The organism is Rhodococcus sp. 21391, assembly GCF_016772255.1.
GTDB classification, from domain to species: Bacteria; Actinomycetota; Actinomycetes; order Mycobacteriales; family Mycobacteriaceae; genus Rhodococcus_F; species Rhodococcus_F opacus.
Genome location: NZ_CP063781.1, coordinates 1,610,907 through 1,630,644 on the forward strand (window position 1 = coordinate 1,610,907; position 19,738 = coordinate 1,630,644).

General features: G+C 68.1%; 22 protein-coding genes and 1 pseudogene. 11 read left to right on the forward strand and 12 right to left on the reverse strand.

The features are described 5' to 3' along the window. The first annotated feature begins 56 nt into the window (after positions 1 to 56). Entirely contained in the window at positions 57 to 1,115 is a 1,059-nt protein-coding gene (locus GO592_RS07580) for an ABC transporter permease (RefSeq protein ID WP_007299443.1), read from the forward strand. A gap of 4 nt (positions 1,116 to 1,119) precedes the next feature. Further along, the gene (locus GO592_RS07585; RefSeq protein WP_005261327.1) at positions 1,120 to 1,935 is read left to right on the forward strand and encodes an ATP-binding cassette domain-containing protein; all 816 of its coding nucleotides are present in this window, start codon (positions 1,120 to 1,122) and stop codon (positions 1,933 to 1,935) included. 59 nt (positions 1,936 to 1,994) lie between these two features. On the opposite strand, the gene GO592_RS07590 is transcribed toward GO592_RS07585, so the two are convergent. Further along, entirely contained in the window at positions 1,995 to 3,395 is a 1,401-nt protein-coding gene (locus GO592_RS07590) for an MFS transporter (protein WP_005562847.1), read from the reverse strand. 122 nt (positions 3,396 to 3,517) lie between these two features. After that, the gene (locus GO592_RS07595) at positions 3,518 to 4,195 is read right to left on the reverse strand and encodes a TetR family transcriptional regulator (protein WP_005261325.1); all 678 of its coding nucleotides are present in this window, start codon (positions 4,193 to 4,195) and stop codon (positions 3,518 to 3,520) included. 110 nt (positions 4,196 to 4,305) lie between these two features. Here GO592_RS07595 and GO592_RS07600 point away from each other — a divergent pair, with 110 nt between their 5' ends. Then, positions 4,306 to 5,220, forward strand: a complete 915-nt coding sequence (locus GO592_RS07600) for a shikimate dehydrogenase (protein WP_005562852.1) — start codon at positions 4,306 to 4,308, stop codon at positions 5,218 to 5,220. Positions 5,221 to 5,312: 92 nt separating this feature from the next. After that, on the forward strand, positions 5,313 to 5,804 hold the full coding sequence (locus GO592_RS07605) for a metallophosphoesterase family protein (protein ID WP_007299444.1): 492 nt from the start codon (positions 5,313 to 5,315) through the stop codon (positions 5,802 to 5,804). Positions 5,805 to 5,911: 107 nt separating this feature from the next. On the opposite strand, the gene GO592_RS07610 is transcribed toward GO592_RS07605, so the two are convergent. The 6 genes from GO592_RS07610 to pcaH are packed head-to-tail and all read right to left on the reverse strand — an operon-like array spanning position 5,912 to position 11,903. Next, positions 5,912 to 7,123, reverse strand: a complete 1,212-nt coding sequence (locus GO592_RS07610; protein WP_007299445.1) for an acetyl-CoA C-acetyltransferase — start codon at positions 7,121 to 7,123, stop codon at positions 5,912 to 5,914. Between the two features lie 36 nt (positions 7,124 to 7,159). Beyond that, entirely contained in the window at positions 7,160 to 7,957 is a 798-nt protein-coding gene (locus GO592_RS07615) for an IclR family transcriptional regulator (RefSeq protein ID WP_005261320.1), read from the reverse strand. Continuing rightward, on the reverse strand, positions 7,954 to 9,156 hold the full coding sequence (pcaDC, locus tag GO592_RS07620; protein WP_005261319.1) for a bifunctional 3-oxoadipate enol-lactonase/4-carboxymuconolactone decarboxylase PcaDC: 1,203 nt from the start codon (positions 9,154 to 9,156) through the stop codon (positions 7,954 to 7,956). The genes GO592_RS07615 and pcaDC overlap by 4 nt, the downstream gene beginning before the upstream one ends. Beyond that, positions 9,153 to 10,505, reverse strand: coding sequence for a 3-carboxy-cis,cis-muconate cycloisomerase (gene pcaB / locus GO592_RS07625; RefSeq protein ID WP_007299446.1), 1,353 nt, complete (start codon positions 10,503 to 10,505; stop codon positions 9,153 to 9,155). Before pcaB ends, pcaDC begins: the two co-directional genes overlap by 4 nt. Before the next feature lie 28 nt (positions 10,506 to 10,533). Then, the gene (gene pcaG / locus GO592_RS07630; RefSeq protein WP_005261317.1) at positions 10,534 to 11,175 is read right to left on the reverse strand and encodes a protocatechuate 3,4-dioxygenase subunit alpha; all 642 of its coding nucleotides are present in this window, start codon (positions 11,173 to 11,175) and stop codon (positions 10,534 to 10,536) included. Beyond that, a complete protein-coding gene (gene pcaH / locus GO592_RS07635; RefSeq protein WP_007299447.1) occupies positions 11,175 to 11,903 on the reverse strand; it encodes a protocatechuate 3,4-dioxygenase subunit beta in 729 nt (242 codons plus the stop codon). Before pcaH ends, pcaG begins: the two co-directional genes overlap by 1 nt. A 152-nt stretch (positions 11,904 to 12,055) precedes the next feature. Here pcaH and GO592_RS07640 point away from each other — a divergent pair, with 152 nt between their 5' ends. Both GO592_RS07640 and GO592_RS07645 read left to right on the forward strand, forming a co-directional pair. Beyond that, positions 12,056 to 12,805, forward strand: coding sequence for a CoA transferase subunit A (locus GO592_RS07640; RefSeq protein ID WP_005248111.1), 750 nt, complete (start codon positions 12,056 to 12,058; stop codon positions 12,803 to 12,805). Then, positions 12,802 to 13,443, forward strand: coding sequence for a 3-oxoacid CoA-transferase subunit B (locus GO592_RS07645; RefSeq protein WP_005570063.1), 642 nt, complete (start codon positions 12,802 to 12,804; stop codon positions 13,441 to 13,443). The genes GO592_RS07640 and GO592_RS07645 overlap by 4 nt, the downstream gene beginning before the upstream one ends. A 7-nt stretch (positions 13,444 to 13,450) precedes the next feature. On the opposite strand, the pseudogene GO592_RS07650 reads toward GO592_RS07645, so the two are convergent. Next, positions 13,451 to 13,630 (reverse strand): annotated as a pseudogene (locus tag GO592_RS07650) (formate dehydrogenase accessory sulfurtransferase FdhD); the annotation flags it as partial. 21 nt (positions 13,631 to 13,651) lie between these two features. Between GO592_RS07650 and GO592_RS07655 the strand changes: the two are divergent. Genes GO592_RS07655 through GO592_RS07665 form a run of 3 tightly spaced genes read left to right on the forward strand, consistent with a single transcriptional unit; the run spans position 13,652 to position 17,440 of the window. Further along, entirely contained in the window at positions 13,652 to 14,278 is a 627-nt protein-coding gene (locus GO592_RS07655; protein ID WP_007299449.1) for a GNAT family N-acetyltransferase, read from the forward strand. A 57-nt stretch (positions 14,279 to 14,335) separates the two neighbouring features. Continuing rightward, a complete protein-coding gene (locus tag GO592_RS07660; RefSeq protein WP_007299450.1) occupies positions 14,336 to 15,343 on the forward strand; it encodes an iron-siderophore ABC transporter substrate-binding protein in 1,008 nt (335 codons plus the stop codon). Positions 15,344 to 15,391: 48 nt separating this feature from the next. Next, a complete protein-coding gene (locus tag GO592_RS07665) occupies positions 15,392 to 17,440 on the forward strand; it encodes a S9 family peptidase (RefSeq protein WP_007299451.1) in 2,049 nt (682 codons plus the stop codon). Between the two features lie 30 nt (positions 17,441 to 17,470). Here GO592_RS07665 and GO592_RS07670 read toward each other — a convergent pair whose 3' ends face one another. From GO592_RS07670 to GO592_RS07680, 3 genes are all read right to left on the reverse strand, one after another. Further along, on the reverse strand, positions 17,471 to 17,731 hold the full coding sequence (locus tag GO592_RS07670; protein ID WP_005567603.1) for a WhiB family transcriptional regulator: 261 nt from the start codon (positions 17,729 to 17,731) through the stop codon (positions 17,471 to 17,473). 63 nt (positions 17,732 to 17,794) lie between these two features. After that, positions 17,795 to 18,346, reverse strand: a complete 552-nt coding sequence (locus tag GO592_RS07675) for an HNH endonuclease (RefSeq protein WP_007299452.1) — start codon at positions 18,344 to 18,346, stop codon at positions 17,795 to 17,797. Positions 18,347 to 18,409: 63 nt separating this feature from the next. Continuing rightward, positions 18,410 to 18,547, reverse strand: coding sequence for a hypothetical protein (locus GO592_RS07680; RefSeq protein WP_157234308.1), 138 nt, complete (start codon positions 18,545 to 18,547; stop codon positions 18,410 to 18,412). Positions 18,548 to 18,761: 214 nt separating this feature from the next. Between GO592_RS07680 and mihF the strand changes: the two genes are divergently transcribed. Both mihF and GO592_RS07690 read left to right on the forward strand, forming a co-directional pair. Continuing rightward, positions 18,762 to 19,073, forward strand: coding sequence for an integration host factor, actinobacterial type (gene mihF, locus GO592_RS07685; RefSeq protein WP_005248100.1), 312 nt, complete (start codon positions 18,762 to 18,764; stop codon positions 19,071 to 19,073). 154 nt (positions 19,074 to 19,227) lie between these two features. Beyond that, a complete protein-coding gene (locus GO592_RS07690; RefSeq protein ID WP_039952350.1) occupies positions 19,228 to 19,689 on the forward strand; it encodes an SRPBCC family protein in 462 nt (153 codons plus the stop codon). Positions 19,690 to 19,738: the final 49 nt, after the last annotated feature.

The following is a 19,738-nucleotide window of genomic DNA, read 5'->3' on the forward strand; positions in this document are numbered from 1 at the left end:
CGCACGGCCGGCCGGCACTGCACAACGCTGAGATCCACCGGCGCGGAGAGGAAATCATGTCCACACAGCAAGATCTGGACCTTGCCAGTCACAAGGTCGTCCACGACGAGCGGGTGAAAGAACTAAAACGCCTTCAGCGTCTGCTGGTCCGCCCCGAGATCGGTTCCCTGTTCGGCGCGATTGCCATCTTCGTCTTCTTCATGGTCGTCGCACCCCCGTTCCGCAGCCCCGAAGCGTTGGCCACGGTGCTCTACGCCTCGTCGACGATCGGGATCATGGCGTGCGCGGTCGCACTGCTGATGATCGGCGGGGAATTCGACCTCTCCGCCGGCGTCGCCGTCACCACCAGCTCCCTCGCGGCGTCGATGATCGCCTACAACCTGCACCTGAACCTGTGGGCCGGCGCCGCCCTCGCCCTGGTCGTCTCGCTGGCGGTCGGGTTCTTCAACGGGTACCTGGTGATGAAGACGAAGATCCCCAGCTTCCTGATCACGCTGAGCTCGTTCTTGATGCTCACCGGCATCAACCTGGCGGTCACCAAACTCGTCACCGGCCAGGTCGCCACCCCCAGCGTGTCCGACATGCAGGGTTTCGACTCGGCGAAGAAGGTGTTCGCGTCCTCGTTCGAGATCGGCGGGGTGTCGGTGCGGATCACCGTGGTGTGGTGGCTGCTGTTCACCGCGATCGCCACCTGGGTGCTGTTCAAGACCCGGATCGGGAACTGGATCTTCGCCGTCGGCGGCAACCAGGACTCAGCCCGCGCGATCGGCGTCCCGGTCACCAAGGTCAAGATCGGGTTGTTCATGACCGTCGGGTTCGCCGCCTGGTTCGTCGGGATGCACCTGCTGTTCTCGTTCAACACCGTCCAGTCCGGGCAGGGTATCGGCAACGAGTTCCTCTACATCATCGCCGCGGTCATCGGCGGCTGCCTGCTCACCGGCGGGTACGGCACCGCGATCGGCGCCGCGATCGGCGCGTTCATCTTCGGCATGACGAACCAGGGCATCGTCTACGCCGGCTGGAACCCGGACTGGTTCAAGTTCTTCCTCGGCGCGATGCTGCTGTTCGCGGTCATCGCCAACAATGCCTTCCGCAACTACGCCGCCAAGAGGTGACCGCATGAGTACCATCGAACAGATGCCCGTCGATACCGAACCCGGTGGTGGCGACAAGATCCCGCTGATCGAGCTCAAACACGTCGGCAAGCGGTACGGCAACATCATCGCCCTGCAGGACATCAACCTGCGGGTGCGGGCCGGGGAGGTCACCGGTGTCCTCGGCGACAACGGAGCCGGCAAATCCACCCTGATCAAGATCATCGCCGGCCTGCACCAGCAGAGTGAGGGTGAGTTGCTCGTCGACGGCGAGGCCATCACCTTCGGCTCACCGAAGGAAGCGCTCTCCAAGGGCATCGCCACGGTCTACCAGGACCTGGCGGTGGTGTCGCTGATGCCGGTGTGGCGCAACTTCTTCCTCGGCCAGGAACTGCGGAAGGGACCGCTGAGGTCCCTCGACGCGAACGGGATGCGTGCCACCACGATGTCCGAGTTGTCGAAGATGGGCATCGAGTTGCCCGACGTCGACGCCCCCATCGGCTCGCTGTCCGGCGGCCAACGCCAGTGCGTCGCGATCGCCCGGGCGATCTTCTTCGGCGCCCGCGTCCTGATCCTCGACGAGCCCACCGCCGCCCTCGGCGTCAAGCAGTCCGGGATGGTGCTGCGCTACATCTCCGCCGCCAAGGAACAGGGCTTCGGAGTCGTGTTCATCACCCACAACCCGCACCACGCCTACATGGTCGGCGACCACTTCGTCCTCCTCAACCGCGGCCGCCAGAAACTGGACTGCACGTTCGACGAGATCAGCCTCGAAGAACTCACCCAGCAGATGGCCGGCGGCGACGAACTCGAAGCACTCACCCACGAACTGCGGCGTTAGGCACCGACACGACGATGCGCCCGGCACACGTGCCGGGCGCATCGTTCGTTTCGAGTGGATCAGACCTTCGCGTTCGCTTTCGCCTTCGTGAGCGCGACATCCTCCTTGTCGAGGTCGATCAGCGGAGTGCGGGAGTTCTCCTTGGCGGTGGAGGCAGAAGCCGCGGCGATGAGCGCGCAGACGGCGGTGAAGATCGCCACCGGCACCCAGTTCTTCGGGTCGGCGCCGCGCAATGCCTGGGCGATGGTCGGAGCGAATCCGGCGAGAGCGAAACCGAGCTGCGTGCCGATCGCCATACCGGAGTAGCGAACCCGCGACGAGAACATCTCGGCGTAGAACGCCGGCCAGATGGCGTTGGTCCCGGCGTAGACGCCACCCATCAGCAGGATGCCGGCGAGGAAGATCATCGCCACGTTGCCGGTGCCGATCGCGGCGAAGTACAGGAAGATTCCGGCGGCCGAACCGATCGCGCCACCGATGAACACCGGCTTGCGGCCGATCCGGTCGGACAGCATGCCGAGCAGCGGCTGCGAGACGAGGGCCACCGCGTTGGCGGCGATCGCGACCCACAGCATGGTCGTGCGGCTCATCCCGATCTCGGGGGTGGTGGCGTAGGCGAGGCCGAACACGGAGAACACGGTGCTGACGACGGCGATGAACGCGCAGAAGACCACACGGAGAACGTCACGCCAGTGCGTGCGGAAGAGGTCGACGACGGGCAGCGGGGCGGGCGTCTCGTCCAGTGCTTCCTTGTTGGCGATGAAGATCTCGGGCTCTTCGAGCTTGCGACGCACGATGTAGGCGACGACGAGGACGAGGAGGCTGCACCAGAACGGGACGCGCCAGCCCCAGCTGTAGAGGGTCTCGTCGGGCAGCGCCGCGACGGGGATGAACGCGAGGCTCGCGACGATGAAGCCGGCCTGGGTACCGGTGAGCGTCCAGCTGCAGAAGAAGCCGCGACGGTGGGCGGGGGAGTGCTCGAGGGTGAGTGAGCCCGCACCCGACTGTTCGCCGGCCGCGGAGACGCCCTGGCAGATGCGCAGGAGCACCAGCAGCACCGGGCCGACCATTCCGGCCTGCTCGGACGACGGCAGACAGCCGATCAGGAACGTGACGACGCCCATGAGAACCAGGCAGAACATCATCACCTTCTTGCGTCCGGCCCGGTCGCCGAAGTGTCCGACGAACACGGCGCCGATCGGACGCGCGATGTAGGAGATGCCGAAGGTGGCCAGCGACAGCAGCAGCGGATTCTTCGATCCCTCGAAGAACACGTGCGGGAAGACCAGCGCAGCAGCCGAGGCGAAGATGTAGAAGTCGTAGTACTCGAGCAGGCTGCCGAAGAAGGCGGCCTTCGCGGCCTTCTTCGCGTTGGTGGGATCAGCGTTGGGATCGACGGAGGAGCGGCCTTTGCCGTCACCGTTTCGACCGGAGACGCCGGTGCCGTAGTCGATGGTCATCGATACTCCTGGGGAGCGAGGAAAGTGAACACGGGCGGCTCGGAAGAGCAGGTGTTCGTAGGTCGTAGAAGCAAGGTAACCCCGGTCACAGCCTCGAGTCAATAATGGTCGAAATGGTTAGTTCATACTTTCCCGGGCTGCTGCAGGTACGCCAGGACGACGTCGCCGATCATTGCGCGCAGGTGGGGGCGGTTCTCCGCGCCGGTGAGATCCCAGTCGAACAGCGCCTTGAACGTGTACCGATTCGCCACCCGGAAGACGCAGTACGAGCTGATGAGCATGTGGATGTCGAGCGCCGTCGTGTCGGTGCGGAAGATGCCCGCCTCCTGTCCTCGCTGGAGGATCCGCTCGAGCGTGCGAATCGCCGGAGCCTGCGTCTCGGGGAGCCCCTCGGCCTGGACGAGGTTGGCGCCGCGATTCGTGTTCTCGATCGCGACGAGACGGATGAAGTCCGGGTGGGCCTCGTGATGGTCGAACGTCAGCTCGGCGAGCGCGCGGATCGCCTCGGTCGGTTCGAGGTGGTCGACGTCGAGCTGGGACTCCTCGTAGCGGATCTCCTCGTAGGCCCGCTGCAGCACTGCCCGGTACAGCCCCTCCTTGTCGCCGAAGTAGTAGTAGAGCATCCGCTTCGTGGTGGCGGTCTTCGCCGCGATCTCGTCGATGCGGGCCCCGGTCAGGCCCTTGTCGGCGAATTCCGTCATTGCCACCCGCAGGATGTTCTCCCGGGTCTTCTCGGGGTTACGGGTCCGTTTGACCGTTTCCTTCTCGGAGGTCGCGCCCGTCGTCTCGCTTCGTGTCATCGGTGAAACTCCTGCCTGTGCTGTCTTCCGCGCGGTATGGAGGTATGCTACCGTGACATAACTCACTAGATAGTTAATTAGCTCCCAGCCCTCTCCCGGAAGTGATCGCCATGACCTCTCGTGACCTCGATGCCCCCACCGCTCGCCCGTCGTACCTGTGCGGTCTGATCGGCACCGGGATCTCGAAATCGCTGACCCCGCCGCTCCACGAGGCCGAGGGTCGCGTGCAGGGCGTCGGGTACGTCTACCGGATCCTCGACCTCGACACGTTGGGCGTGGGCGTCGAGGGACTGCCGCAGCTCCTCTCGGCCGCCAAGCTCCTCGGGTTCAACGGGCTCAACATCACGCACCCGTGCAAGCAGGCCGTCATTCCGCTGCTCGACGACCTCTCCGACGACGCCCGCAAGCTCGGCGCGGTCAACACGGTCCACATCGACGGCGGGCGCCTGATCGGCCACAACACCGACTGGTCCGGATTCGCGCGCAACATGGACGAGGGTCTCGAAGGCGCGCCCATGAACCGCGTCGTGCAACTCGGGGCCGGTGGGGCCGGCGCGGCCGTCGCCTATGCCGCGCTGACCCGGGGTGTCGGACACTTCACGATCATCGACGCCGACGCCGCGCGCTCGAAGGATCTGCGCGATTCGCTCGCCGAACTGTTCCCGGACCGGGAAATCGCTGCCGGCGACCTCTCCGCCGTTCCCGCCGCCGTCGGTGCGGCCCAGGGCCTCATCCACGCGACGCCGATCGGCATGGCGGCCCACCCCGGCATGGCACTCGACGCCGCGCTGCTGCGCCCCGACCTGTGGGTCGCGGACGTCGTCTACCGTCCCGCCGAAACCGAACTCCTCCGCCGCGCCCGCGAGATCGGCGCCCGGACTCTCAGCGGAATCGGCATGACCATCGGTCAGGCCGTCGACTCCTTCCGGATCTTCACCGGCCTCGAGCCGGACGCCCAGCGGATGCGTGAGCACATGGGTCTGCTGTTGCAGGCAGAGGACGCCGCCGCGCTCGCCGGCGCGTAAAGCACCTGCACCCCATTTCTGCACCCGCACCGCTTTTCGCGAAAACGGGTGCGGATGCAGAGAAAGGGTGCGGATTCGCGCAGACTGTGACCGTGAGGTTATTGCTGCTGGCCGACACCCATGTCCCGAAGCGGGCACGAGACCTGCCCGCCCGGGTGTGGGACGAGGTCGACCGCGCCGACGTGGTGATCCACGCCGGCGACTGGGTCGATCTCCCCACTTTCGAGGCCTTGCAGGCGCGATCGGCGCGGCTCGTGGCGTGCTGGGGCAACAACGACGGCGACGAACTGCGCGCCCTGATGCCCGAGCGGGCGGACGTGAGCCTGGCCGGGGTGCGCATCACCGTCGTGCACGAGACCGGGGCCTCCGCCGGCAGGGAGAAACGGATGTCGGCCGCCTACCCGGACACCGACGTCCTGATCTTCGGGCACAGCCACATTCCCTGGGACACCACCACGGAAACCGGACTGCGACTGCTGAACCCGGGATCACCGACGGATCGGCGACGGCAGCCGCACTGCACGTACATGACCGCCACCGTCCGCGACGGTGAACTCGTCGACGTCGAATTACACCGGCTGTGAGAGCCCGACTGCTCCGTGGCAGCCGTGGACGTCCATCCTCGGCCCCGAATGGGCATCGGCGGGCAGGCACGAGCCTGCCCGCCGATGCGTGCATTCGAGGCGCTGGATCAGACCCGCTCGAACACCGCGGCCAGTCCCTGGCCGCCGCCGATGCACATGGTCTCGAGCCCGTAGCGGGATTCGCGACGGTCCATCTCCCGCAGGAGGGTGGCGAGAATGCGGCCGCCGGTGGCGCCGACGGGGTGTCCGAGGGAGATGCCGGATCCGTTGGGGTTGAGGCGTCCGTCGGTGGGGGCGAGGTCCCAGCTGCGCAGGACGGCGAGGGTCTGTGCGGCGAAGGCCTCGTTCAGTTCGATGACCCCCATGTCGGACAGCGACAGTCCGAGCTGACCGAGGGCCTTCTCCGTAGCGGGCACCGGGCCGATGCCCATGGTGCGCGGCGGGACGCCGGCCACGGCCCAGGACGCCATGCGGGCGAGGGGCTTCAGTCCGAGTTCCTTCGCCTTTTCGGCGGTCGTCACGATGCACACGGCGGCACCGTCGTTCTGCCCGCTGGCGTTGCCTGCGGTGACGGTGGAGGCGGAGTCGATTTTGGAGCGGATGGCGCGGAGCTTCGACAGCGACTCCACCGTGGTGTCGGCGCGGGGGTGCTCGTCCTTGTCGACGACGAGCGGGTCCGACTTGCGTTGCGGCACCGTCACTCCGACGATCTCCTCGGCGAAGCGTCCCGATTCCTGTGCGGCGACGGCACGCTGGTGCGACTGCACGGCGAGCGCGTCCTGGTCCTCACGGCTGATGTCGAACTCGGCGCGCAGGTTCTCGGCGGTCTCGATCATGCCGCCGGGCACGGGGAAGTTCGCACCGCCGGCGGTGACCCGGGCGCGGGCGAGCCGGTCCGCGAGTTGCACCCCTTCGCCCTTGACGCCCCAGCGGATGTTCGGGTTGGTGTAGAACTCGGCCTGGCTCATGGATTCGGCGCCACCGGCGAGGACGAGGTCGTTGCCGCCGGACGCCACCTGAAGCACTGCGGTGATGACGGCTTGCAGACCGGATCCGCAGCGGCGATCCACCTGCATGCCGGGGACGTCGATGCCGAGTCCGGCGTCGAGGGCCGCGATCCGGCCGATGGCCGGGGCTTCCCCGCCCGGGGACGCCTGGCCCAGGATGACGTCGTCGATCTGGCTGCCCTCGATGCCGGTGCGTTCGACGAGCGCCGTGATGACGGTGGCCGCGAGGCTCTGGGGGGTGATGTCCTTGAACACTCCGCCGAAGCGCCCGACCGGCGTTCGCAGGGGCTCGCAGATGACGACGTCACGCATGGAAAGACCTTTCATGAAGTTTCCTCGGGCACTGCGTCAGCGATTGACGGTGGCGAGGTCCTGTTCGATGTCGGTTGCGGTGACCCGCAGCGACGGGATGAGATCGGAATGCAGATCCTCGAGGCTGTATCGCGCGGCCGGAGTGGAGATGTTCACCGCGGCGACGGTCAGCCCGGAGGCGTTGCGGATCGGGGCGGCCATCGACCGCAGGCCTGCCTCGAGTTCCTGGTCGAGAACGCAGATACCGTCCGCGCGGACCGCGAGAATCGCAGCCTTCAGGTCGTCGCGGGCCGTGATCGTGCGTTCGGTGAGCCGCTGGATGTCGAGCTTCTCGAGGTAGGCGTCGAGTTCGTCGTCGGGCAGTCCCGCCAGCAGGACCCGGCCCATCGAGGTGGCGTACGCGGGGAGCCGGGTACCGATGGTGATGCCCACCGTCATGATCCGGCTGACGGGCACCCGGGCGACGTAGACGATGTCGGCACCGTCGAGGATCGACACCGACGACGACTCGTGGACCTTGTGGCTCAGCCTCTCGAGGTGCGGCTGCGCGACCTCCGGCAGCGACAGGCTCGACAGGTAGCTGTATCCGAGTTCGAGGACCCGCGGGGTGAGCCAGAACGCGGAACCGTCCGTGGCCACGTAGCCGAGCTCGACGAGGGTGAGCAGAAATCGGCGTGCGGTGGCGCGGGTCAGGTCGGTGGCGCGGGCGACGTCACTGAGCGTGCGCCGCTGATTCCGGTTGTCGAAGCAGCGGATCACGGCGAGGCCCCGGGCCAGCGACTGCACGTAGTCGGGGGACGGGAGGATCTTCTCCGTCGGTTCGGTAGCGGTCATGTCTGCGAATTCTCCTCCGTGGCCCCGGTGTCGGTGGAGGACAGGTCGGCGAGGGCCTGTTTGCCGAGCGCGAACCCGAGATTGCTGTTGGGCACTCCGGCGTAGACGGCGGTGTGCAGGAGCACCTCACCGATGGTGTCGGCGTCGACACCCGCGCGGAGGGCGGCGCGGATGTGCATGTCGAGTTCGTGCTCGTTTCCGACCGCGGTGAGGACGGCGATCGTGAGCAGCCGCCGCAACTCGTGGTCCAGTCCGGGGCGCGACCAGATGTCGCCCCACGCGGTGCGGGTGATGAAGTCCTGGAACGGTGCCGTGAAGTCGGTGGTTCCCGCCACGGAGCGATCCACGTGCGCGTCGCCGAGAACCGAGCGGCGCACCGTCATTCCCTGTGCGTGCGCGGCGCGACGTCCGCGCGCGTACCCGCCGCCGGCGATGTGTTCGCGCAGCAGCGCCGTGACGGCGCCTGCCTGCTCGAGGTTCGCGACGTGGGCGGCGGGGGAGAGTACCTCGAACCGGGCACCGGTGATGCCGTCCGCGAGGATCTGCATGACCGACGGCGGGGTGGACGGATCCTCCTCACCCGCGATCACCAGCGTCGGCGCGCTGATGCGGGACAGGTCGGCGGTGAAATCCCAGTCCGCGAGGGCGTCGCAGCACGCGGCGTATCCCTCGGGGGACGTCGACGCGATCATCTCGCGGTAGTGCCGGACGAATTCCGGATCACGCTTGGCGAGCCCCTCGCTGAACCACCGGGCGACAACGGCGTCCGCGAGCGACTCCGGACCGTCGGTGCGCGATGCCGCGGCCCGCTCGGTCCAAGCCTGCGGTTCACCGAATTTCGCGGCGGTGCACAGCAGCGACAGGGACAGCACCCGGCGCGGAGTGTGCGCGCCGAGCCACTGGGCGATCGCACCGCCCATGGACAGTCCGACGAAGTGGGCGGCGTCCACGCCGAGCGAGTCGAGCAGGGCGAGAACGTCCTCGGACAGGTCGCGGACGGAGTACGGGCCGTCCGGTGCCGGTGACTCGCCGTGGCCGCGTTGATCGACGGCGACCACCCGGCATTCGTCGGACAGCGCCGCGATCTGCGGGTCCCACATGGACCGGTTGGAACCGAGCGATCCGAGCAGGACCACGACGGGGGCGTCCGCCGCGCCGTTTCGGGGTCCGGAGATTTCGTGTGCGAGTGCGACTGTCATCGCGTTCCTTCCCGGCCGCGGGCCACTGTCTCCAGTGCGCGGTCGACGATGTCGTGGGCGTGGCCGAGGTATCCGGCGGGGTCGAGCAGGGCGCGGATCTCGTCCGCCTGCAGGTATTCGAGGAGCCCCGGATCCTCGTCGAGAGGGCTTCCGGTCTCGCACGCGGCGGTCACGAGGTCGCGCGCGTTGTCGGTGCGGGCGGACAGGGCGCCGGTGACTCGTTCCGCGAGGAGCAGGCCGCCGGTGATGTCGAGGTTGCGGGCCATCGCATCGGGGTGGACGTTCAGTCCGCCGAGCGAGTCGGCGATGCGCGCGACGGCTCCGCCGGTGAGGCGCAGCAGGTCCGTGAGCGTTTCCCACTCGGCGTGCCAGGCACCCGCGGCGCGCTGCTGCTCGTGATCCATCGAGCCGAGGATCGTCGCGACGAGTCCCGGGGTGCGGCGGGCCGCGGCGCGGGCCGCGATCGCGGCGACCGGATTGCGCTTGTGCGGCATGGCCGACGAACCGCCGGGTGACCCTTCGCTGACCTCGCCGACCTCGGTGGACGACAGGAACACGATGTCGGTGGCGATCTTGGACACCGCGCCCGCGGCCGTTCCGAGCGCCGACGCGAGCAGTGCGATGCGGGTGCGATCGGTGTGCCAGGGCACGTCCTGACGTGCCAGCCCGAGTTCGTCGGCGAGCACGTCGGCGACGTCGAGGCCGTGCGGGTGGAGTGCAGCGGACGTGCCGGCCGCACCTCCCAGTTGCACGGGGAGGCCGTCCAGTGCGTCGAACAGCGCGCGAGACGCCCTGTGCAACGCCGTCATCCACCCGGCGGCGAGCACGCCGAACGTGGTGGGGAGGGCCTGCTGGCCGAGTGTGCGGCCGGCGATCGGGGTGTCGCGCTGGGCCCGTGCGAGCGCCTCGGCGCACAGCACCGCCTCGTCGAGGGACGCCAGGACGTGCGCCCCCGACCGGCGGCACAGCAGCATCAGGGCGGTGTCGAGAATGTCCTGACTCGTGGCGCCCTTGTGCACATGGCTTCCGGGCACTCCGAGATCGGCGGCAGAGACCTCGCCGCGGAGCAGTTTCACCAGCGGGATCACGGGATTACCCCCCGCTGCGGCCGCCTCGCCGAGGGCGCCCACATCCACGGATCCCTCGGCGACGACGCGCGCGAACACCGACGAAATGGCGTCGGCGGACGCGGCGGGGATGACGTCGCATTTCGCTTCCGCCCGGGCCAGTGCGGCCTCGACCTCGACCATCGCGGTGACCCACGCCCAGTCCGAGAGCAGTGCCGACAACTCGCCGGCACCGAACGTCGGATCGAACAGGGCACCCCGGGAAGGCTCCGGAGAGTTCACGCGCGACACCTTTCTGGGTTGTGAACGGTTACAGGGCGAAGAACGGCGTTTCCCGTCCTTCTGTGTTCTGCACGTGGATCGTCAGGTGGTATCCGCGATCCGTCTTCTCCGCGATCAGCTTGGGGCGATCTGCTTCCGGGACGGCGGAGAGCACGGGGTCCGATGCGTGCGCGTCCGTGTCCTCGGGGAAGTAGAGCCGCGTGTACAGCCGCTCGAGCATGCCGCGGGCGAACAGTCCGACGTTGATGTGCGGAGCCTCGACGGCGCCGTCCTCGGCGGGAAGTGCGCCCGGCTTGACCGTGTGCACCACGATCGTGCCGCTCTCGTCGGCGAACACGCGTGCCAGGCTGCGGAATCCGGCGGGGGTCGCCTCGGCGGCACCGCGGGGATCGGTCGGGCTGTTGAACCGGCCGGCCGCATCCGCCTGCCAGGTTTCGATCATCGCGTCGCCGATGGGCTGTCCGGCGCCGTCGATGACGTTGAAGGACACGTCGATTCGTCCCGGCGCATCCTCGGGGACGGCCTCGCCGCTGTTCTCCCACGTGGGGAACAGGCCGATGTGGACGTACGGGCCGACGGTCTGGGACGGGGTGACGCCGAACGGCACCTCGTCCTGGCTCTTGGCGAAGACCGGGTAGCGGGGGGCGTCGGGGTTCTGGGTGTCGATCATCAGTGGCCCTCCGTCTTGTTGAACGGCGTGTCCTCGAACGGGGTGGCGTCCTGACCGCGCAGGACGATGTCGAACTTGAATCCGACGGCCCAGTTGTCGCGGGTGTGGTCGTAGTCGAACGTGCTGATCATCCGCTCGCGGGCGGCTTCGGGTACGGAGTTGTAGATCGGGTCCTGGAAGAAGAACGGATCGTCCGGGAAGTACATCTGCGTGACCAGCCGCTGGGTGAACGCCTGACCGAACAGGGAGAAGTGGATGTGCGCGGGCCGCCACGCGTTGTGGTGGTTGCCCCACGGGTAGGCGCCGGGCTTGATGGTCGTGAACTCGTAGTGGCCGTGCTTGTCGGTCAGGCAGCGGGCGACACCGTTGAAGTGGGGGTCGAGCGGGGCCGGCCAGGAGTCCATCTTGTGGCGGTAGCGGCCTCCGGCGTTGGCCTGCCACACCTCGATGAGGGTGTCGGGGATGGGTTTGCCCGCACTGTCGAGGACGCGGCCGTGGACGATGATGCGCTGTCCCTGGGCCTCGCCGCCGTTGGCGTGGGTCATGTCGTTCTCGCCCTTGGCGATGTCGGCGTCGCCGAAGACCGGACCGGTGATCTCGCCGAGTCGCTGCGGGACCAGGATCAGATCGTTCTTGGGGCTGCGCAGCCGAGTCGTCTTGTACTCGGGGAACAGCAGCGGGGCATTCGCTTCGTGCCCGGCGTGGTGGTGGGCTGGCAGATGCAGCATGGAAAAAGATCCTCACGTTCTCGATGTGAACAGTCGGCCGCTATTCGCACATAGTAGTCGCGTTCTGTGATGGGGCCAACAGGCAGGGCGTAATTTGTTCGCAATGTGGATGGGTGTTCACTACTCGAACATTTTGCGGTAGCCTGGGTCACATGGTCAACAAAGTCTTCGCAACGGCGGCCGAGGCCGTTGCCGATGTCCCCGACGGAGCGTCCCTCGCGGTGGGCGGCTTCGGCCTCGTCGGTATCCCCTCGGTCCTCATCGACGCCCTCCTCGCACAAGGTGCCACCGACCTCGAGACGGTCAGCAACAACTGCGGCACCGACGGTTTCGGTCTGGGTCTGCTCCTCGAGCAGCACCGGATCCGGCGCACGATCAGCTCGTACGTCGGCGCCAACAAGGAATTCGCGCGGCAGTACCTCAGCGGGGAGCTCGAGGTCGAGCTCACTCCGCAGGGCACGCTTGCCGAGCGCATGCGCGCCGGGGGAGCGGGCATCCCCGCCTTCTACACCCCCGCCGGTGTCGGGACGCAGGTCGCCGACGGCGGTCTGCCGATCCGCTACGACGGCCAGGGCGGCATCGCGGTGGCGAGCAAGCCCAAGGAGACCCGCGAGTTCGACGGGGAGGCCTTCGTCCTCGAACGCGCCATCCGAACCGACTTCGCGCTGGTCCACGCGTGGAAGGGTGACCGCCTCGGCAACCTCGTGTACCGGGAGACGGCCCGAAACTTCAACCCGGACGCCGCCGGCGCCGGTCGCATCACCATCGCGCAGGTCGAGTACCTCGTCGAGCCCGGCGAGATCGACCCCGCCGAGGTGCACACCCCCGGCATCTTCGTCCAGCGTGTGGTCGAGGTCGGCAAGCAAGAAACGGGAATCGAGAACAGGACGGTGCGGGCATGAGCTGGACGCGTGACGAGATGGCGGCCCGGGTCGCGGCCGAGCTGGAGGATGGGCAGTATGTGAACCTCGGCATCGGAATGCCCACCCTGATCCCCGGTCACATCCCGGCCGGCAAGGACGTCATCCTGCACTCGGAGAACGGCATCCTCGGCGTCGGGCCGTACCCGACCGACGACGAGGTCGATCCCGAACTGATCAACGCGGGCAAGGAGACCATCACCGTGGTCCCCGGCGGCGCGTTCTTCTCCTCCTCCGACTCCTTCTCGATGATCCGCGGCGGCAGCGTGGACGTGGCCGTTCTCGGCGCCATGCAGGTCAGCAGCCACGGCGACCTGTCCAACTGGATGGTCCCGGGCGCCATGGTCAAGGGCATGGGCGGCGCGATGGACCTCGTCCACGGCGCGGGCAAGGTCATCGTGATGATGGATCACGTCACCAAGAAGGGTGAGCACAAGATCCTCGAGGAGTGCACGCTGCCGTACACCGGCAAGCGCTGCGTGCAGAAGATCGTCACCGATCTCGCCGTCATCGACGTCACCCCCGATGGCCTGCGGCTCGTCGAGACCGCTCCCGGCCACAGCGTCGAGGACGTCCAGGCGGCCACCGGCGCGAAGCTCCTCGTCGACGCCACCGTCTAGGGCCCGCTCAGGCCCCGGTCTTCACGCGCTGGGCTCCGGCATAGACGTTCATCGACTCCCCGCGGAGGAAGCCGACGAGCGTCGTGCCGGATTCCAGTGCCAGGTCGACGGCCGGCGAGGACGGCGCCGACACCGCGCCGAGCATCGGTGTCCCCGCCATCACGGACTTCTGCACCAATTCGAAGGAGTGTGCCCGTACCCTCTGGGCATGGGTGTGAGCGTGCGTGCTGCGACCGGATCCGACATCCCGGAACTGTCGCGCGTCCTGGCCGACGCGTTCTTCGACGACCCCGTGATGGTGTGGATGTGGCCGGATCCCGACCGCCGGCGGCGCGGCCTGCCGAGACTGTTCGCGGTGGAGATCCGCCATCACCATCTCGCCGGGGGCGGAGCCGAATTGGCCGAGGGCGACGACGGCGTGGTTCGTGGGGCCGCCATGTGGGATCCGCCCGGTGGCTGGAAGCAGTCCACGTTGTCGTCGCTCCGCAGCCTGCCGGGGCTGGTCCGCGCGTTCGGCTCCCGGCTGGGCGTCGGGGCCGCGGTGAGCGGAACCGTCGAGGACGCACACCCGGTCGATCCCGTGCACTGGTATCTGGCGACGATCGGAACGTCGAGCGCGGGACGGGGCGGCGGCTACGGGAAGGCGCTGTTGCGGTCGCGGCTGGACCGTTGTGACGCCGAGGGGCTCCCGGCGTATCTGGAGTCCAGCAAGGAAGACAACATCTCCTACTACCAGCGATTCGGCTTCGACGTCACCGGCGAGATCCGGATCCCGGACGGCGGGCCCACGGTGTGGGCGATGTGGCGGGAACCCGTCCGCGACCCCTTAGGCTAAGCTCGGCAAGCCTTACCTAAGTGGATCGTAGTACCTGGTAGACGAGAGGGTCGCCGCATGAACATGGGTCAACAGAGGATCGGCCTGAGCCGACGCGGATTCCTCGTGGGCACCGGGGGAGCGCTGCTCGCGTTCGCCGCGGCCTGCAGCAGCTCGGACGGCGACGGCTCCGGCAGCGAGCCGTCGGGCCCCGTCATCGCCCACAAGTACGGCGAAACCCAGGTGCCGACCGACCCGCAGCGCATCGTCAGTGTGGGCTACAACGACCAGGACACGATCCTCGCGCTCGGCGGCACGCTGGCCGGCACGTTCGACTGGTACGGCGACTACCCCTACGGCGTGTGGCCGTGGGCGCAGGACCTCCTCGGTGACGCGCAGCCCGAGATCGTGGGCACAGCGTCCACCAACATCGACTTCGAGAAGGTCGCGGCCGTCGCCCCGGACCTGGTGGTCGGCACCTACTCCGGCCTCACCCAGGCCCAGTACGACAAGCTGAGCGCCATCGCGCCGACGGTGGCGCAGCCCGCGGACTTCGCCGACTACGGTGTTCCGTGGCAGGACCAGACGAGGATCCTCGGCGACGCGCTCGGCAAGAAGGACAAGGCGGCCGAGCTCGTATCCTCCGTCGAGACGCAATTCGACGACGTCCGGGCCGCCAACCCGGCGTTCGCGGGAAAGACCGTCCTCGTCGGCGCGCTCAAGGGTCCGGGGCAGTTCGGTGTGTACGGCCCGGAGGACCCGAAGGTCCGCTTCTTCACCGAACTCGGCTTCGTGAACCCCCCTGTGACGGAGCAGATCACCGGCAACTTCGCCGAGATCAGCACGGAGCAGCTGTCGCTCGCGAACGTCGACCTCCTCGTCTGGTACGCGGGCGGCGGCTACGGCGACAAGCTGCGCGCGGAACTCGACAAGACGCCGATCTATCAGGAACTCGAGGTGGTGAAGGCCGGACGCACGATCACGCTCGAGGACGCCGCCGCCGAGGCGATGGCGTGGAGCACCGTATTGAGCCTGCCGTACGCATTGAACGAGATCCCGCCGCGGGTCGTGCCCCTGCTCGCCTGAGACGCGGATGTCCGACGGTGTGGGCCCGGTTCGTGATACCAACGACTCGTGACCGCGATTCCTGAACTCCACGCCGGAACTCCTTTCGACGACCTCGACGACTACCTCGCGCTCGGCCGCATCGGAAGCCTCGCGCTGTCCGCGGACGGGCGAAGGCTCGTCGTGGCGCAGTCGACGCTCGGCGAGAAGGCGACGAAGTACGTCACCGCCCTGTGGGAGATCGATCCCACCGGCGAGTTCGCGGCGCACCGGCTCACCCGTGGCCGCAGCGGGGAGTCCAACCCGACGTTCACCAGCGACGGCGATCTCCTCTTCACGTCCTCCCGTCCGACGCAGGACGAGGACGACCTTCCCGACGACCTGTGGCGACTGCCCGCGCGGGGCGGCGAGGCGGTGGTCGTCGCGCGCCGAGGCGGCGGCATCACCGGGGTGCGCGCCGCACGGTGCGCGCCGCGTTTCGTCGTGACCACCGGGGTTCTGGGGAGATCCGGCGAGTCCGCCGACGACGAGCGGGTGCGCACCGAGCGCAAGGAGAAGAAGGTCTCGGCGATCCTGCACACGGGCTACCCGATCCGCTACTGGGACCACGATCTCGGTCCCGACGTGCCCCACCTCCTGTCCGCCCCACTGGACGCGCTCGCGGAGAACGGGCAGGAGCCGGAGCTGACCGACCTCACCCCGATGCCGGGTCCGGCACTGCGGGAGGCCAACTACGCGCTGAGCGACGACGGCGCGTTCGTCGTGACGTCGTGGACGGTTCCCGGTCCGCTCGCGTCGATCCGGAACATCCTGGTACGCGTCGACACCGAGACGGGGGCGCGCACGGTCCTCGTCGACGACGCCGACGCCGATCTGTCGGACCCGGTGATCTCCCCGGACGGACGGCACGTCGTATTCACGCGGGAATCGCATGCGACCCCCGACTCCGCGCCCCGATTCACGCTGCACCGCTACAGCTTCGACAGTGGCACCGTCACCGAGGTGGCGCCCGGGTGGGATCGGTGGGCCACGTCCGTGGTCTGGCTGTCCGACGGTTCTGGGCTCCTCGTCACCGCCGACGACCGTGGGCGCGCACCGATCTTCCTGCTCCGTGACGGCGCGGACCCCACTCGGGTGACGACCGACGACTGCGCGTACACCGACCTGCAGGTGGCCCCCGACGGGTCGACGGTGTTCGCGCTGCGGGCGTCGTACGCGGCGCCGCCGCACCCGGTGCGCATCGACATCACCACCGGTGCCGTGTCGCTGCTGAAGGCGCCCGCCGACCTCCCCGAACTGCCGGGCGCGCTCACGGAGGTCGAGACGGTCGCCGCCGACGGCGCGGCGCTGCGCGCGTGGCTCGCGGTGCCGACCGGCGCCTCCGCCCACGCGCCGGTGCCTCTCGCGCTGTGGGTGCACGGCGGCCCCCTGGGTTCGTGGAACACCTGGTCGTGGCGATGGAACCCGTGGCTCCTGGTCGCGCGGGGATACGCCGTGCTGCTCCCGGATCCGGCGTTGTCCACCGGCTACGGGCAGGAGTTCGTCGAGCGGGGCTGGGGTAAGTGGGGCAAGGCCCCGTTCACCGATCTCATGGCAATCACCGACGCCGCGGTGGCCCTGCCGGAGATCGACGAGAAGCGCACCGCGGCGATGGGCGGATCGTTCGGCGGTTACATGGCCAACTGGATCGCCGGACACACCGACCGGTTCAAGGCGATCGTCACCCACGCCAGCCTCTGGGCGCTGGACCAGTTCGGCCCCACCACCGACGCCGCCTGGTACTGGCAGCGGGAGATGACGCCCGAGATGGCGGTGGAGAATTCGCCGCACCTGTACGTCGCGGACATCGTGACTCCGATGCTGGTCATTCACGGCGACAAGGACTTTCGCGTACCGATCGGCGAGGGGTTGCGGCTGTGGTTCGAGCTGCTGTCCGAGTCGGGGTTGCCCGCGGACGACGACGGTCGCACCGAACACCGCTTCCTCTACTTCCCGGACGAGAACCACTGGATCCTCACCCCGCAGAACGCGAAGGTCTGGTACCAGGTGGTGCTGTCGTTCCTCTCCGAGCACGTGCGGGGCGAGGACGTCGCGCTGCCCGAGATCCTGGGCCGGTAGCCGGCGGACCGGGGCCGCGCCGAGGCGGATTCACGTCCGCTTCTCGCGACCCCGATCGAATTCCTTGCCACCCCACACGCCGGTCTGACCGGTGGCCCTGGCGAACAGCTCACAGCGCATCCGCAGTGGGCAGTGATGACAGACGTCGCGCGCGTACGCGAAATCCTCCGTCGGGAACGGGAACCACCGGTCCGGCTCGGGGTCGGCGCGGCACGCGGCGTCAACCCAGCCCGTGGGGTCGTCGGAGGCAGGCAGCAGGGTGGACAGGGTCGTGTCCAGGACGTCGGTCATCGGGAAATCTCCCCTTCCCGGGAGAAGGTCGGTCGGGTGGCGGCGGGTGCGGGGATCTCGCGGCTAGACCGCCGCGAGATCCCTCCAGATCTGCCGCTGCGCCTTTTCGATGTGCCGGGGCGCCTTCGGCTCCCAGAGGAGCGGCATTCCCGCCTCCTCCGGTGTGCGATCGGCCTTTCGCTGGTTGCAGGGGACGCAGCAGGCCACGAGGTTGGCCCACGTGTTCGGGCCGCCGCGGCTCCTCGGCAGCACGTGGTCGATGGTCGTCGCGACCGGCTCGGCGCAGTAGCCGCAACGATTGCGGTCGCGGCGGAACACGCCCGCGAACGTCGCGCGGCTGCTGTCGGTCACCAGCACAGAGTGCGGGACGTAGACGTAGCGCAGCAGTCGAATGGTCTGCGGCAGGCTGATCTCGACGTGTTGCGAGCGAATCGGGAACGGAGGCTCTCGATATGCGACCGTCTCGGCCGCACCGACGCTGATCAGCACGACGGCGCGCTCCGCGGGGATCTCGCAGAGGGCCTCGTACGTGACATTGAGGACCAGCACATTTGCGCGCGACCAACTGCGGGCGTCGAGGGTGCTGCCGGGCGGATTGCGGGAGAAGTGCCTCACGGGAGATCTCGGTTCTGTCGTCGGTTCGCGGCGGTGGGGGCACGCCGGGCGACTGCGGTCGAGTCAGGCGTGTCGGGTGGAGCGGTGGGTCTTCGGGGCGGGCATGATCCCGCGTTCGCCTTGCCGGCCGGCGGGGAAGGAGGAGGCGCCCATGCGTGACGGCTGCAACCGGGCTGCGTGGGCTGCGGGCAGTGCGCGCATCGCTACGTCCTTCCTGAACTCGACGTGTGAACCGATCGGAACACGTCGAGCATGACACAGGGCGCAGCCCGCGTCCTGGCATTTTTCGCGCAATCGGACCCGTGAGCCGGGGCGTGTCGAATCGGACAGGATGCGCGACACGTCCGATGGATGCGGTGAAGTAGCGGTTCTCTCGCTACGGTGTTCGATACGTACCCCGAATGAAGGAGACATCGTGGCACTTCCCCAGCTCACTGACGAACAGCGGGCAGCAGCTCTCGAGAAGGCCGCCGCCGCTCGTAAGGCACGCGCAGAGCTCAAGGACAAGCTCAAGTCCGGTGACATCACCCTCAAGCAGGTCCTTTCCAAGGCCGATGTCGACGACATCATCGGAAAGACGAAGGTCAGCGCCATTCTGGAAGCCCTGCCGAAGATCGGCAAGGTGAAGGCCCAGGAGATCATGGCCAACCTGGAGATCGCTCCGACGCGCCGCCTCCGTGGCCTCGGCGACCGTCAGCGCGACGCGCTGCTGGCGCACTTCAGCTGACACGTTCCCCGGGCGCCCGCCCCCTCGCCTTCCGGCGACGGGCGGGCGCCCGGACGCGTCTTTCCTGCCCCCACCCCCAGCTAGTGCAACCTGAAGGTTGCGCAATTGGGCACCGATGTGCAACCGTGAGGTAGCACATCAGCGAGAGGTGAGGATGATCATGAGCATTCCGGACGCATCCCAGGACAGGATCGAGCGCGAGATCCAGATCGACGCCCCCATCGAGCGGGTGTTCCGGCTGGTGAGTGAACCCGGCTGGTTTATCGGCGACGGCGAACCCGGCAAGACGACCACCACACGCGAAGGCGACGTCTTCGTCGTGGACTTTCCCCCGTACGGGCGCTTCCCGATACTTCCCGTCAAGTCCGACGCACCGCACTACGTCTCGTTCCGTGGGGGAGACGATCCCGCGCAGCCGCTCGTGGAGGGCACGTCCACCCTGGTCGAGTTCTTCCTGTCGGAGCGGGACGGCGGCACGCTCCTCCGCGTCGTCGAGACCGGATTCGCCGCCCTGTACCCGAATGCCGAGCGCCGCGCGGCCGCCTACGAAGGCAATATCGAGGGCTGGGAAATGCAACTGGCGTTCGCCAAGCGTCACGCCGAACGCGGCGAATAGAGCATCTGTCGTGTCGACCTCGCTGACCGCAGTCGGGGGTTGCGGTCAG